Origin of the sequence: Colwellia marinimaniae (assembly GCF_002207865.1) — a bacterium.
GTDB classification, from domain to species: domain Bacteria; phylum Pseudomonadota; class Gammaproteobacteria; order Enterobacterales; family Alteromonadaceae; genus Colwellia; species Colwellia marinimaniae.
The window spans coordinates 1-13352 of record NZ_BDQM01000028.1; the positions used below are offsets into that span (position 1 = coordinate 1).

Sequence of the window (13352 nt, forward strand, 5' to 3'; positions counted from 1 at the left end):
ACTTAAAATAGCTTCTTTTCTTTCTGTTGAATAACTAGACATTTATTGTTCGATTACCACTCCCCGATCTAAAAAAATTTAAATTTTAGGGGTGACAACTATTCTGACACGGGGGGGTGTGGTAAAGCTGGTATCGGGTAGTTTTTTATAACCACTGGCTAAATATTTTGAAGGCAGTGGTCGTGGTCGTGTTGGTGGTCTTGGGCAGCCATCAGTAACATATTGTCTTTCGCCATTAACCTTATCTGTCGTTGTTGAATCTTGGTTATAACTTGCTTGAATTGAATCACCGCGATAAGGCTGCGTTATTTCGCTATCAGTTAAATTAAGTTCGTGTTTTAAAGTCGCTTCAAACTGTATAAAGTCAGTATTTTTGGCCACGGCACTTACACTTGTTAACATGCTTGTTAAAAGTAATAACTGAAGATTAAGCTTGTTTGTCCATTTGTCCATTTGTCCATTTTATGATATTCCTTATCATTAATTAAATCATAGGATTACATTTTATTAACAATAAGAGAAGGGTTTATTTTTAGTCAGTGGGTTGCTTTAAAGGGAGTAACTAGAATTTATTAGGGATAATCAAATAAGAAATTAGTAAAGCTAATGATGAAACAAGATGGTACAAACTGAAGCACAAGTTGAGAAAGTTATTCGTGCAAATGAACAAGTGATTGGTGTGTTTAAGCCATAGGCTCTTTGATAAGATTAATGGCTAAAGTGACTGAAAGAATAATTTGCTGTCATCCTCGAAGTGTCTGGTCGAGGATCCATGGTGGTAGGCTTTATTTATGACTAGATTCCCGACAAGACGACTCGGGAATGACGGCTGAAGCTTAATAATGCGGTGGTGGTGGTTCAACATCGTCTGTATCACCCGATGAGCTACCGGCATCTTTAAGGCGATTAGCCACTAGTTGAATTTGCTGTTTAAGCTCTGCAATCTCATGCTGATGGGCAGCGAGTTCTTCACTTAACTGGTCAATAACATCATCTTGAAAAACATTGCGTGACTCTAGGGCGTCAACACGCTCTTCGAGTTGCTGGACATAGTTAGTGTTCGGGTTGTTAGCGCTTAGGGTTATTTCGGCATTGGCCATGATTCAACATATCCTGAGGAACTTATCGTTAATAGGTTGTTATTATCGCCAAATGCGACACTATACACAACCGCCCCGGTAGGTCTTTTTGCTTCTTTTGGTGTAACAAACCAATACGCAAGGCGTTTGCCGGTAGCAATATCCCAAACACTGACCTTCCTGCTGGCTGCACCTGTGATCATAGTTTTACCATCGGGTGAAAAACGCACGGTACTAAACACCTCATGGCGTTTTGTCCCTTGTAAGGTACTAATACGTTTACCTGTTTTTAAGTCCCATATATAAGCAGACTTCATACTGTCGGCGCTAAAGGCGTAACGTGCCTGTGCATCTAATGCTACTTTTGATACGCGAGAGCTGTGATTAAATTGATAAACCACTTGTCCCGATTGAGTATCCCATACATAGGCGATAAAATCGTTACCTCCAGACATAGCCACACGGCCGTTGGGCAGCATATCTACGGTATTAACTTTTTCTTTATGGCCAAGAAACTCTAAGCGCCTGCCGGTATCAACGGCGACATGCACGACAGTACCGTTGCTTTTACCAATCAGTAAGTAATCACCGCCATTACTGATGGCAATATCTCTAATGTTTGATTCACGTACTTGCCAGTACCCCTCTGACTTGCCATTTTTCAGGTTCCACAAGGCAAAGTTTTTTCTATTGGCGGTGAGAACATGACTTGAATTGTCACTGATATCGATGGTAAGTACTAAATTATCACTACTATTTTGCTCTTGTGCCCAGTTATAAATGCGCTCATTTTTGGTTAAATCCCAAACACTCAAGCCATGGTGAATGGAAGAAATAACCGAGAATTTGGCATCTTTAGAAATATTGCCAGCATAGGCGCCTTCAACAGACTGCTGCCAACGCTCTATTGGCGCTTGCGTTAATGGCTTACAAGCCATGAGTGTAGTCATTAAGATGACAGGAAAAATCCAATTACATTTTAACAATATATTAATACTTTTTTATTTGCGCATTTATCGTTAGTATAAGGTCTTTTTTATAATTGTTTAGTGTTATCTTATAAATTTTAAAAGTTAAATTTTAACGGTAACATCACAATTTTTAGTTTGTAAATTGGGGAATTCTCCAATTGTCTTGTATAAATGGAGATATAAATGAAATTATTTAAGCCTACCCTAGTAGCCTTAGCGTTAGTGGCCATTGTTGGTTGTAACGAAAAAGTGGTTGAAGTAGTAAAAGCACCAGTATTAGATACTGAAGTGCAAAAACAAGCTTACGGTTTGGGTGCTTCCATTGGTATGTACATGCAGCGTAACTTAGCAGAGCATGACAAATTAGGTTTAACTTTAGATAAAGAGCTTATTGTCCGTGGTTTTACTGACAGCATTGACGGTAAAGCTGTTATTGAAAAAGAAGAAATTCAAGCCTTACTGATGAACCTTGATGCTAGCATGAAAGAAAAGCAACAAGCGGCAAGTATTGCCGAGTCTGAAGCTAGTTTAGCGGCAGGTGCTAAGTTTCTTGCAGATAACGCTAAAAAAGAAGGCGTAATAGTAACTGAATCAGGTATTCAATACGTAGTATTAACCGCTGGCGAAGGTGAAAAACCTGCGGCAACAGATACGGTAAAAGTTCACTATAAAGGCACCTTCTTAAACGGTGAAACGTTTGATAGTTCATACGACCGTGGCCAACCCGCTGTATTCCCACTTAACCGTGTCATTAAAGGTTGGACTGAAGGTGTACAATTAATGACGGTTGGCGCTAAGTTTAAATTTACTATTCCATCAGATTTAGCATACGGCCCTAACGGTAATCCACCAAATATTCCGGGTAACTCAGTGTTAGAATTTGAAATCGAATTATTAGAAATTCAAAAAGATGAACCAACACCAAAAACAGATGGTCACGACCACGCTGCTCACTAGTTAAGGTTAGTGTGGGCTAAGCTTGCTTAGCTTTCACTGACTTACTAGTAAAAAAATATAAAACCATCAGTAATGCTTACTGGTGGTTTTTTTGTTTAGAGTTACATTATATTTTAGTTTTATCGCTTGGCTTTCCATAACAGCTCGCGATAAAATACTTACATGAAAAAACTCCTAATTATTGGCTATGTCTGGCCTGAGCCTAACTCTTCTGCGGCAGGTCGCCGTATGATGCAGTTAATCCACTTCTTCCATGGGCAAAGCTACCACATTACCTTTGCCAGCCCTGCGCAACAAACAGATCATATGGTTGATTTAAGTGCCTTAAATATTGCCATTGAAAACATCAGTCTTAATTGCACCAGCTTTGATGATTTCATTAAAAACCTACAGCCTGATACGGTAATGTTTGACCGGTTTATGATGGAAGAGCAATTTGGCTGGCGTGTTAGTGAATTTTGCCCACAAGCGCTACGAATCCTAGATACCGAAGATCTGTTTTGTTTACGGAATGGCCGCCATCAAGCTTATAAACAAAAACGTGACCTCAGCGATGAAGATTTACTGACTAGTGAGCTAGCTAAACGTGAAGTGGCATCGATATTTCGTTCTGATATCAGCTTAATGATCTCAAGTGTGGAAGTGGCGTTATTACAACGCTTATTTAAAGTCGATGCCAGCTTAATTCACTACTGTCCCTTTATGTTAAGTGAGGCGCAGTTAAGCCAAAAAAATCCAAGTTATGACCAGCGAAAAGATTTTATGGTGATAGGGAACTTTCGTCATGCGCCCAATTGGGATGCGGTATTATGGTTAAAACAGCAAATATGGCCGCTAATACGTAAACAGTTACCCAATGCCAAGTTAAATGTTTATGGCGCTTATCCACCGGCAAAAGCAACTGACTTGCATGATGAACAGTCAGGGTTTTTGGTTAAAGGCTGGGTAGATGATGCGGTGCTGGCCATGCAAAGCGCCAAAGTGTGTTTAGCACCGTTACGTTTTGGTGCCGGTATTAAAGGCAAACTTGCCGAAGCTATGTATTGTGCGACGCCTTCAGTGACCACAGATATTGGCGTCGAGAGCATGCAAACAGGTTTACCTTGGCCAGGGGCAATTGCCAATGAGCCACAAGCGATAGCTGATGCAGCGGTAAGACTTTATCAAAATGAGCTTACTTGGCAAAGTGCCAGTGACTTAGGGCAGAAAAATGCCCAGTTAATGTATCAACAAGAGACTATATTAGCCGAGCTAGCGGATCGTTTTACGCAACTAGAGGCTAATCTTAGTTCACATCGGCAAACGAACTTCATCGGTAGCATGCTTAACCATCATCACCATAAAAGTACGCAATATATGGCGCAGTGGATTGATGTAAAAACCCAGCTAAAGGTTTTTACGGAAAGCGATAGCTGAAGGGATAAAGGAGAAGGTTCAAGTGGGAGAGTGGCTAGCTTTTAGTTAAGCAACTAGCCGAACTTACGCCACTCTGCATGTTACTTAGGCCAGGTTTAGTTTTATCACGGATAAGAATGGAAAAAAAACAAGATAAGATAATAGATTCCCGACAAGTGAACTCGGCAATGACACCTAGTTAGGTTCCTGTTTACCGCCATTGTTGTCAGCTTCAGAATGATGTTGAATAGGGTAGTCACGGCAAAGAATTTATAAAGACAGCTCAAGTATGCGATTAAGGCGTTGCGCGGCCTTCAGTAGTTTCTGTTCCATTATCGGTAAATAATGCTGAGCATAATTGTCGTTTAGTTTTATTTTTCCTTTAGGGCGCAGACAAATATTTTGGCTATTGAGTTGGCAATATTGAAAACGTGGCGTGCGAATAAGTTGATAAGATTCATTTGCCCAATACCATACCTGCTTGGCTTGATACGCTGGCGTATCGTTTTTATGCCATTGAGCGTTTAAGTGAGCCAGCCACTGCTTTTTTGAGCGCTTAGCTTTTTTAATCAAACAAGCATCCCAATACCAATGCATATTCTTGCAATGACCTTGCTGCTTAGCAAAATTAAGCTTATTACCGCCTAAATCGCTGGCGTAACTGACATGTAAAGGTTGATGGATATCGCCGAGCCAATGCCCTAAAAATAATAAGGCTTGCGCTGACTGCCAGGATATTGGTGAAGATTTTAGCTGCTGTTGATGAGTGATTATGGCTTGCGGCAGGCAATTTTCCTTACAAACGGCCTTAGTAATCGCGGCTAAATCTCGTGTTACGTTTAGGTAATGCCAGCTGTTAAATTTTTTAAATAGTGGATATCTTTTGGGATGTTTCTTAATAGCGTCAGCCCAAGTACAGGCATTAGCAAAGGTGAGGGGGGTGTTTTTTTTCAGGCGATTATAGTGATTAATAATTGTTTGCTGCTCTTTTGGCACAAGATGCAGAAGCTGAGTAAGTTTTTGCTGTTTTGCCCACGGTAAATGCTCAAAGGCAAGCTGACAAACTATTTTATGACCGAACTTTGCTAGAGCAAAGCTCGGTTGACTGCACAGTAACATGCCGCTCAAGAAGAACGACCATAACAGTTGTTTTAACATGACGGCTTAAGGTACTAATTACTAATCGATAAAAATCTGCATTTCTTCACCAATCTGTTTACGCATCTCCATCAATTTTACCGCTGAACTATGCTGCTTTTTATCTGCTTCAGTTTCTGGTTGCCACTTCGGCACACTTTCAGATTGACCATTTTGATCAACCGCCACCATGATAACAATGCAGTGGGTAGTTAACCGTCTGTTTAATGATTTAGGATCACAAGCGTTAACTGCTAAGGCGATATGCATTGACGAGTTTCCGGTATAAATAACTTTCGCTTCTACTTCCACTAAACTACCAACATGAATAGGGGCAATAAAACGTATACCACCGGCGTAGGCGGTAACACAGTATCGACCACTCCAACCAGCAGCACATGCATACGCAGCTAAATCTATCCATTTCATCACCGCGCCACCATGCACCTTACCACCAAAATTGACATCTTGTGGCTCGGCTAAAAATCGTAAGGTAATGTCGCGTTGTGGTGTATTCATAAGTGAGCTCTTTATCGTTAATGAGTGGAATAGGTAAATCTAAAGGCGATAGCTCAAAAATATAGTGTTCACCGTTAATAAGCAAATATTATCTATTAGGCTTTTTACAGAAGTAATCTAACGTTATCTTTTATAACGTTTAGCTGCATATTTCTGCTATTTGCCCGCTTTATTCAAATAGTTTATACGGGCTAAATTAACTATGCCAATTGAAAGCATAACAAATATTGTCTTTACAGGTTCCAATAAAAGAAATAGAATGCGAACCATTATCATTTACATTAGTTATTTGGAAGGGTTATGGAAGTCTGGCAAATATTACTGTTAAAAGGTAACGATAGTTTTAATAAACAACAGTTACCACTAGCTGAAGAATATTATCACCAAGCCATAGAATGCTTAGAGCAACTGTGGCAAGAAAATATTGAAGATTGTGAGCTCTTAATGGCATGGATCAGTGCTTTTCATAACTTAGCTGTTTTGTATGAAGAACAGGACCAGCCTAAAATGGCCTTTCGTTATTTACAAATCCCCCATCAACGCATGGCTGAATTATCACAGCAGACACAAAATAGCGAAGATTTACAGTTTGTGGCGTTGCGTTCATTAAAAATAACGTTAATGCCACTGTTGGCTTTTAGTAAAAAACACCCCGCGTGTGATGGCTGTTTGTCATCGCTTAATAAAATGGCCATGGCCGTTAATGCTAGCCAACCGGTAATGCATTAGTTCACTTACCTTTAAGGATATGATGATGAAAAGAACAGTTATTATTTTTGCTTTGTTGGCATTACTACTAAGTAAGCCATTATTTGCCCACCCAGGACATGATCACAGCGCCCCTGGTGCAGGTTTAATACATTTACTTTGGTTAGTCCCCTTTATTATTGCCGCAGTGGTTGTGGTGTTTAAAGAAATTACCGCCCCTAAAAGCTAAGCCGAAAATACCAGCAGGAGATGATGATGCTATATAACCTTATTGCCAAGTTAGACAAAAAATTAAACTTTCCCGTGGTGAAGGCGCACTGCGATATACCTTGTAAAATTTATGATCCTATCAGTGCACAAATTGCCGCATTGACCATGATTCGATTGGTTGATTTACTCAATGAATTAAAAGCTAAGCCATCGCTAACTTTGGATGAACAGGCGCAGTTTTTACGATTGGTCAATCAAAAAGAACAGCATGGTTTAAAAGTTAAAGAAGAAATAACCATAATATGGGGTGATTACATTAAAACGCCACAATTAACGCAATACCCTGAGTTGCATGATTTAGTGCACGGCATCATGCTCGCCAGCTCACAAGTAAAACAGTATATTAGTAGAGAGGCTGCATTGACATTATTGCAGCAAGTAAATCGTTTTGCTGAAATATTCTGGGCAACTAAAAAAGTGACTACCTTTACTGCTGTTTGCCCTTATCCACCAGCCGAAACGCTGGTATATCCTAAGTTACAAGCTTAACGACTTTACCGTGCTGAAGCATCTTTATTACTAGGAATACATTATGTTTGGCTTTCATTTTTGCAAAGTTACCGGGGTGAGTATGTCACCGCGTATACCGGAAAATAGTTATGTTTTTGTCGTGCCCTGGTTGAGAATATTTAACTTAAAAGAAGGCTGTTTACTGAAGGTAATTCACCCCCGCTATGGCCATATAGTTAAGTCATTAGCGAAAGTGGATAGAAATGGTCTGTTTTGGCTTAAAGGCCATCATAAAAGTAGCCTGCCGATTGAGAAGCTTGGTCCCGTGGGTAAGTCGCAAATACAAGGCAAGATATTGTGGGTTTTTCCGCCTAAATAAGCCATATACTTTATTCGTTTATCTTGGAGAAAATAGCCACACTTTAAAGCTTTGCTGGCAAGATAGGCTAGGTCACCTACAGTCGGTTTAAACCCTGATTTAATGAAGCCCCAGCGTCTTTATAAGCACTCTTTTCTAAATGACTATTGCTACTTAATCTTGTGTATTTTGTTCTTAATAACCGTAAGTCGTTGTTTTTACTTAACCATCAAGCACTCATTATCCAGAGTTCAGGTTAAGTAATCTACACTTTCGGTTTTTATAGCCGCTGCACCCGCACTTGAAAATAATGAACTTAGGGATGATTTAGCCACTTTAGGGGCTTTGTTTAAATAGCGTTGTGCATCAGGCACGACTTTACCGATTCAGGAAAATCTTTGCTGAGTTAAATTATCTGGTGCAACCTTAAGTAGTGAGCAAAAACTTGCTGGGACAGTCTCTGTCGAGAGATTTAACTGTTTAGCTACATATTCGTTCATGGCATCAGTTGGTCATGGTATACCGACATCCTTAACTGCTGCTCAACTGAAGATTTACGGGCATTCTTTAAAGGAGTTATTTCGCGGGAGTTTTAATAAAGCAGCGAGAGGGTTTTGCGCCAATAAAAAAGCCTTTCTCAAAGAGAAAGGCTTGAAATGCTCGCATATTGGTCTTGTTTACCAAGCTTCTTATTATTAATTTCTAGCCAATATTTTTTTATTATTATTAATTTTTGGCTGAATTTATTTTATACTTATTGTTTTTGTTTTTGTTTTTATTATTGTTTTTCTGTAGCGCAGGCATTTTATAGCAAAGCATTTTTACTACCGCAACAACTTTAATAGAGTATAAGCTCGACGACTTTTTTCGTACTAAACTGGTCCAACAAGTCAGTGCTGCTAAGTTATTGATTCAAAGTTCATTGGTAAAAATCAAGCTGATATTAATACTTTTAAAAAAAGTTAAATAAATTGAACTTTTATCCGGATGAGGTCTTTTCTCTGCACTCCGCGGCGTTTTATTTTTTCGGCGTGTTGAGTTAGCGCATAGATCAAAAGCCAGGTCGGTGCTAAACTGGGCACCATAAAATTCATTCGCTAGGCTGCGTAAAATAAAGCGGCGTGGCAAAAAATTAAGCCAGTCATTGCAAGTACGTTATTGTTAAGTCATTAGCTAGCGCAAGGACAAAGCAAAAGAATAAGAGGAACTATTGGTGACAGAATTAAAAAATGATACCTATTTACGTGCGCTATTAAAGCAACCAGTAGATTACACGCCGGTATGGATGATGCGTCAAGCGGGTCGTTATTTACCTGAGTATCGTGAAATACGTAAAGGTGCCGGTGACTTTATGTCGGTATGTAAAAATGCTGAGCTAGCATGTGAAGTAACGTTGCAACCGTTACGTCGTTTTCCCTTAGATGCTGCTATTTTGTTTAGTGATATTTTAACTATCCCTGATGCCATGGGCTTAGGTTTGTACTTTGAAACAGGTGAAGGTCCTAAATTTGAGCGTCCAATTACCTGTAAAGCCGATATTGATAAAATTAGCATCCCTGATCCAGAAGATGAATTAGGTTATGTCATGAATGCCGTGCGTACAATTCGTAAAGAATTACAAGGTGAAGTACCGCTTATTGGTTTTTCAGGTAGTCCTTGGACATTAGCTACTTACATGATTGAAGGTGGCAGTTCGAAAGCTTTCACTAAAATCAAAAAAATGATGTTCTCTGAGCCTCAAGCTTTGCATTTGTTACTTGATAAACTAGCTGACTCAGTCATTAGTTACTTAAATGCACAAATTGCTGCTGGTGTGCAATCAGTGATGGTATTTGATACGTGGGGCGGCGTATTATCGCCACGTGATTATAAGGACTTTTCATTACAATACATGGCGAAAATCGTTGCTGGTTTAACTCGTCATAATGAAGGTCGTAAAGTACCAGTAACCTTATTTACTAAAAATGGCGGCATGTGGTTAGAATCTATCGCAGCGACAGGTTGTGATGCAGTTGGCTTAGATTGGACCATTGATATTGAAAACGCTAAGGCACGTGTTGGAGATAAAGTTGCTCTACAAGGCAATATGGACCCGTCAATGTTATACGCGCCATTGCCACGTATTGAACAAGAAGTATCAAAAATACTAGCAGGTTTTGGTGACGGCGGTACCGGTCATGTATTTAACCTAGGCCACGGCATTCATCCTGATGTGAAGCCAGAACATGCGGGTCACTTTATTGAGTCAGTGCATAGGTTAAGTAAGCCTTATCACAAGTAATCCTTATCATAAGTAAACCTTAGTATAAGCCCTTAGTAATAAGTAAATATATAAGCAGCTGTAGTTAGAGTAAACCTATAACTTACGCTTATATTAAAGACAATAAAGCCGTTGTTAACTTAACCTATCTTAAGCTAGGGTAAGTTAACAACGGCTTTTTTATTGGCAACGTTTAGCTAAGCTCGTTAGCTAGGCCTAAGTACCCTCATTAACTGTGTGTTGTTTTCAACCTAACCTGCTGCCAACTCAAGTGCTTTGCCATGTAAACTAATTTACATATGCTGTTACATTCTTTACAGAAAAAACAACATAGTCTGAATTTATTCTTAATAATCAATTGGTTAATTGCTATCTTTTAGCTATTAATACCATAAAATACCATCATTTGTATAAAATAACTGCAACCCGTTCTTGTGTTGTAGTGTGCTGGTGGTGTATAACACTACTATCTTTTAGGTATTATTCAAGGAAAAGGGCATGACACCTCAATGGGATCCAGATAAACCAATATACCTGCAACTGTATCAGCAAGTAATCACTCGTATTTTAGATGGTTATATCAAGGAAGGCGAAGCGTTACCTTCAGTAAGGAAAGTGGCGGCTGAATATCAGCTGAATCCAATTACTATTTCAAAGGCGTATCAAATGTTACAGGACGAAAAAATTGTCGAGAAACAACGCGGTAAAGGCTTGTTTGTTATTCCTGGAGCACAAGAATTGATGCTAAATAGAGAGCGTGATAGTTTTTTATCGCACCAATGGCCAGAAATACTAATGCAAATTTCACGACTTAAATTGTCAGCAGAGCAGTTACTGTCAGTTAATGTGAATAACCCAGTGGAGGGCAAGGTATGAGCCCACTCATTTCAATTTCAAATTTAAATAAATCATATGGTAATAAAAAAGTATTGTCAGGGATTAATTTATCACTTAATGCGGGACAAATTGTTGGTTTAGTTGGCCCAAATGGCGCAGGTAAAACTACTTGTTTACAAGCTATTTTAGGCTTGACAGATTTTGAAGGTGATATCAGTGTCTTAGGTTATCACCCGAGAAAAGACCGGGTAAAAATGCTTAAGGATGTCGCTTATATTGCTGATGTGGCTATTTTACCAAAATGGTTGAAAGTGTCACAAGCCTTAAGTTATATGCAAGATATTCACCCAAACTTTGCTATTGAAAAGGCGCAAGCGTTTTTGGCTAAAACCAATATTGAGTTAAAAGATAAGGTGAAAACCTTATCTAAAGGTATGGTAGCGCAATTGCACTTAGCACTTATTTTAGCAATTGATGCCAAGGTGCTTATTTTAGACGAGCCAACCTTAGGTTTAGATATTTTGACTCGCCGTCAGTTTTATAGCCACTTATTGGAAGATTTTTATAGCGAAGATAAGTGCATTGTTATCACTACCCATCAAATTGAAGAAATTGAACATATCTTAACGGACGTTGCTTTTATACAAAAAGGCAAGATTGTACTTGCCCAGAGCACCGATGAGATAAAACAGCGGTTTAATCTGGTATCGGTAAGCAACGAGCAAGTCCCACAAGCAGATAAGCTAAAACCGTTATTTAAAAATAGCATGATGGGGCTGACTACCATGTTATTTGATAATCAAGATAAAGCTACTTTACAGGGCTTAGGCAAGGTTAGTGTACCTAGTTTGGCTGATGTTTTTGTTGGTGTAATGAATAAGGAAACTTGCTAATGAATGTTGCAATAATGAAAGCCTCAATTAAAAAAGAGTTATGGGAATTTAATGGTATGTTGACTTGGGTGCCAGTCACCTTAGCCGGCGTCTTTATTTTTATTCCGTTACTTAGCTTGATTTTAAATGGCATTGATATGCAAGCGGTACTAGTAGAGCTTGAGCATATAACGCAATTTCAACAATCCGATCGTTTAGGTGAGTTCTTCTTTGTTTCGGCCATTGCCTTGTTTAGTCCTTTTATTGTCATTGGTTTTATTGTGCAAGTTTATTACTTTGTTACCTGCTTATTTGATGAACGGCGCGACCAATCGGTAATGTTTTGGCGTTCGTTACCCGTTTCTGATGAGATGACCATTGCCAGTAAACTGTTAACAGGTGCTATTGTTATTCCGGTGATCTTTTTCGCTGCGGCGACCTTACTCATGGTACTTATGCTAGTATTTGCCGTTGTGGCTTGTATCATCTTATCAATAGGTTTTGATATCTCTTTATGGGGCATGTTGGCTAGCGCTAATATATTGAGTAGTGTCGGCTATATTTGGTTAACACTTGTGCCTATGGCTATTTGGTTACTGCCGTTATATAGCTGGTTAATGCTGGCATCTATTTATGCTAATAAAGCACCATTTTTATGGGCAGTATTACCTATTGTTGCGCTAGTAGTGATTGAAGCCATTGTGGTGAATTATTTACATCTATCGCAACCCTTCTTTGGGCATTTCTTGATGGATTACTTCTCTATAACGCCAGACCACCATGTTGATATGTCGGTAGCGCAAGAGCAGTCTCGCTTGGTAGCACTAAAATTATTGATAGCACAAATTGATTACCGCACGGTATTGGTATCCGCAGGCTTATTATTTGCAACTTATTGGTTTAGAGTGAATAAGCAAGAAAGTTAAAGTAGCGGAATTATCCTAGCTTGGTTATTAATAAACAAATTATAAACGCTTAATAAGCGAATAATAAACAAATAAAAAAGCGATATTTACTCAGTAAATATCGCTTTTTTATCATTAGATTTTGCTAACAGCTTAGCTTATGCAGAATATGGCTAATAAAGCAGGCCATAAAAAGGCACGTAACCAGTAGCTTTTTTAGCCGCTATTTTGAAAAAAAATAGTTATTCCTCTTCGATTTTATATGCGCTAAAGTCAGTAATACCTTTTGCTTCGAGTAAACGCCTGACACTGGCAGGCAACATTTCATTATTATCCTTTGCTAAATCCTCATCGTCAGGTAAGGGCTGGCCAGTAAAAGCATGTAAAAACGCTTCACATAACAATTCACTATTAGTGGCATGGCGAAGGTTATTTACTTGACGCCTAGTGCGTTCATCCGTCAATACTTTAAGCACGCGCAAAGGAATCGAAACGGTAATTTTCTTTACTTGTTCGCTTTTTTTACCGTGTTCGGCATAGGGATTTATGTACTCTTCATTCCACTGAGCCATGGATATTCCTCTGTCTTGTTATAACTTATTCGAAATTCTATTTAGGGTAGATTTTACCTGCT

16 protein-coding genes are annotated in these 13352 nt (G+C 39.0%); 10 read left to right on the top strand and 6 right to left on the bottom strand.

Annotated features, from left to right (window positions below; all coding sequences use genetic code 11):
• Positions 1 to 78: 78 nt before the first annotated feature.
• From MTCD1_RS14020 to MTCD1_RS14030, 3 genes are all read right to left on the bottom strand, one after another.
• Positions 79 to 402, bottom strand: a complete 324-nt coding sequence (locus MTCD1_RS14020; RefSeq protein WP_157447783.1) for a hypothetical protein — start codon at positions 400 to 402, stop codon at positions 79 to 81.
• Positions 403 to 836: 434 nt separating this feature from the next.
• A complete protein-coding gene (locus MTCD1_RS14025; RefSeq protein WP_057179466.1) occupies positions 837 to 1100 on the bottom strand; it encodes a SlyX family protein in 264 nt (87 codons plus the stop codon).
• Complete coding sequence (locus tag MTCD1_RS14030; RefSeq protein ID WP_231732946.1) at positions 1082 to 2029, bottom strand: WD40 repeat domain-containing protein; 948 nt, start codon at positions 2027 to 2029, stop codon at positions 1082 to 1084. The genes MTCD1_RS14025 and MTCD1_RS14030 overlap by 19 nt, the downstream gene beginning before the upstream one ends.
• 204 nt (positions 2030 to 2233) lie before the next feature.
• Here MTCD1_RS14030 and MTCD1_RS14035 point away from each other — a divergent pair, with 204 nt between their 5' ends.
• Together MTCD1_RS14035 and MTCD1_RS14040 are read left to right on the top strand one after the other, a co-directional pair.
• Positions 2234 to 3007: an FKBP-type peptidyl-prolyl cis-trans isomerase gene (locus tag MTCD1_RS14035; RefSeq protein ID WP_057179468.1), complete on the top strand. Its 774-nt coding sequence runs from the start codon at positions 2234 to 2236 to the stop codon at positions 3005 to 3007.
• 162 nt (positions 3008 to 3169) lie between these two features.
• Positions 3170 to 4423: a glycosyltransferase gene (locus MTCD1_RS14040; protein WP_057179469.1), complete on the top strand. Its 1254-nt coding sequence runs from the start codon at positions 3170 to 3172 to the stop codon at positions 4421 to 4423.
• Between the two features lie 249 nt (positions 4424 to 4672).
• Here the strand turns inward: MTCD1_RS14040 and MTCD1_RS14045 are convergent, their stop codons facing one another.
• Both MTCD1_RS14045 and MTCD1_RS14050 read right to left on the bottom strand, forming a co-directional pair.
• Complete coding sequence (locus MTCD1_RS14045) at positions 4673 to 5560, bottom strand: S1/P1 nuclease (protein ID WP_057179470.1); 888 nt, start codon at positions 5558 to 5560, stop codon at positions 4673 to 4675.
• 21 nt (positions 5561 to 5581) lie between these two features.
• Positions 5582 to 6058 carry an acyl-CoA thioesterase gene (locus MTCD1_RS14050; RefSeq protein ID WP_057179471.1) on the bottom strand — a complete coding sequence of 159 codons (477 nt, stop codon included), beginning with the start codon at positions 6056 to 6058 and terminating at the stop codon, positions 5582 to 5584.
• Positions 6059 to 6358: 300 nt separating this feature from the next.
• Here MTCD1_RS14050 and MTCD1_RS14055 point away from each other — a divergent pair, with 300 nt between their 5' ends.
• The 8 genes from MTCD1_RS14055 to MTCD1_RS14100 all read left to right on the top strand — a co-directional run bounded on the left by MTCD1_RS14055 (position 6359) and on the right by MTCD1_RS14100 (position 12739).
• The gene (locus MTCD1_RS14055; protein WP_057179472.1) at positions 6359 to 6787 is read left to right on the top strand and encodes a DUF2753 family protein; all 429 of its coding nucleotides are present in this window, start codon (positions 6359 to 6361) and stop codon (positions 6785 to 6787) included.
• A 25-nt stretch (positions 6788 to 6812) separates the two neighbouring features.
• A complete protein-coding gene (locus MTCD1_RS14060; RefSeq protein WP_057179473.1) occupies positions 6813 to 6995 on the top strand; it encodes a hypothetical protein in 183 nt (60 codons plus the stop codon).
• Positions 6996 to 7021: 26 nt separating this feature from the next.
• A complete protein-coding gene (gene sodN, locus MTCD1_RS14065) occupies positions 7022 to 7525 on the top strand; it encodes a superoxide dismutase, Ni (protein ID WP_057179474.1) in 504 nt (167 codons plus the stop codon).
• 43 nt (positions 7526 to 7568) lie between these two features.
• Complete coding sequence (sodX, locus tag MTCD1_RS14070) at positions 7569 to 7865, top strand: nickel-type superoxide dismutase maturation protease (protein WP_057179475.1); 297 nt, start codon at positions 7569 to 7571, stop codon at positions 7863 to 7865.
• Between the two features lie 1192 nt (positions 7866 to 9057).
• Positions 9058 to 10125 (top strand): uroporphyrinogen decarboxylase, encoded by a 1068-nt coding sequence (hemE, locus tag MTCD1_RS14085; RefSeq protein WP_057179478.1) that lies wholly within the window; start codon positions 9058 to 9060, stop codon positions 10123 to 10125.
• A 477-nt stretch (positions 10126 to 10602) separates the two neighbouring features.
• Positions 10603 to 10980: a GntR family transcriptional regulator gene (locus tag MTCD1_RS14090; RefSeq protein WP_057179479.1), complete on the top strand. Its 378-nt coding sequence runs from the start codon at positions 10603 to 10605 to the stop codon at positions 10978 to 10980.
• Complete coding sequence (locus MTCD1_RS14095; protein ID WP_057179480.1) at positions 10977 to 11834, top strand: ABC transporter ATP-binding protein; 858 nt, start codon at positions 10977 to 10979, stop codon at positions 11832 to 11834. The genes MTCD1_RS14090 and MTCD1_RS14095 overlap by 4 nt, the downstream gene beginning before the upstream one ends.
• Positions 11834 to 12739, top strand: a complete 906-nt coding sequence (locus MTCD1_RS14100; RefSeq protein WP_057179481.1) for a hypothetical protein — start codon at positions 11834 to 11836, stop codon at positions 12737 to 12739. The genes MTCD1_RS14095 and MTCD1_RS14100 overlap by 1 nt, the downstream gene beginning before the upstream one ends.
• 221 nt (positions 12740 to 12960) lie before the next feature.
• Here the strand turns inward: MTCD1_RS14100 and metJ are convergent, their stop codons facing one another.
• Positions 12961 to 13290: a met regulon transcriptional regulator MetJ gene (metJ, locus tag MTCD1_RS14105; RefSeq protein WP_057179482.1), complete on the bottom strand. Its 330-nt coding sequence runs from the start codon at positions 13288 to 13290 to the stop codon at positions 12961 to 12963.
• Between the last annotated feature and the right edge of the window lie 62 nt (positions 13291 to 13352).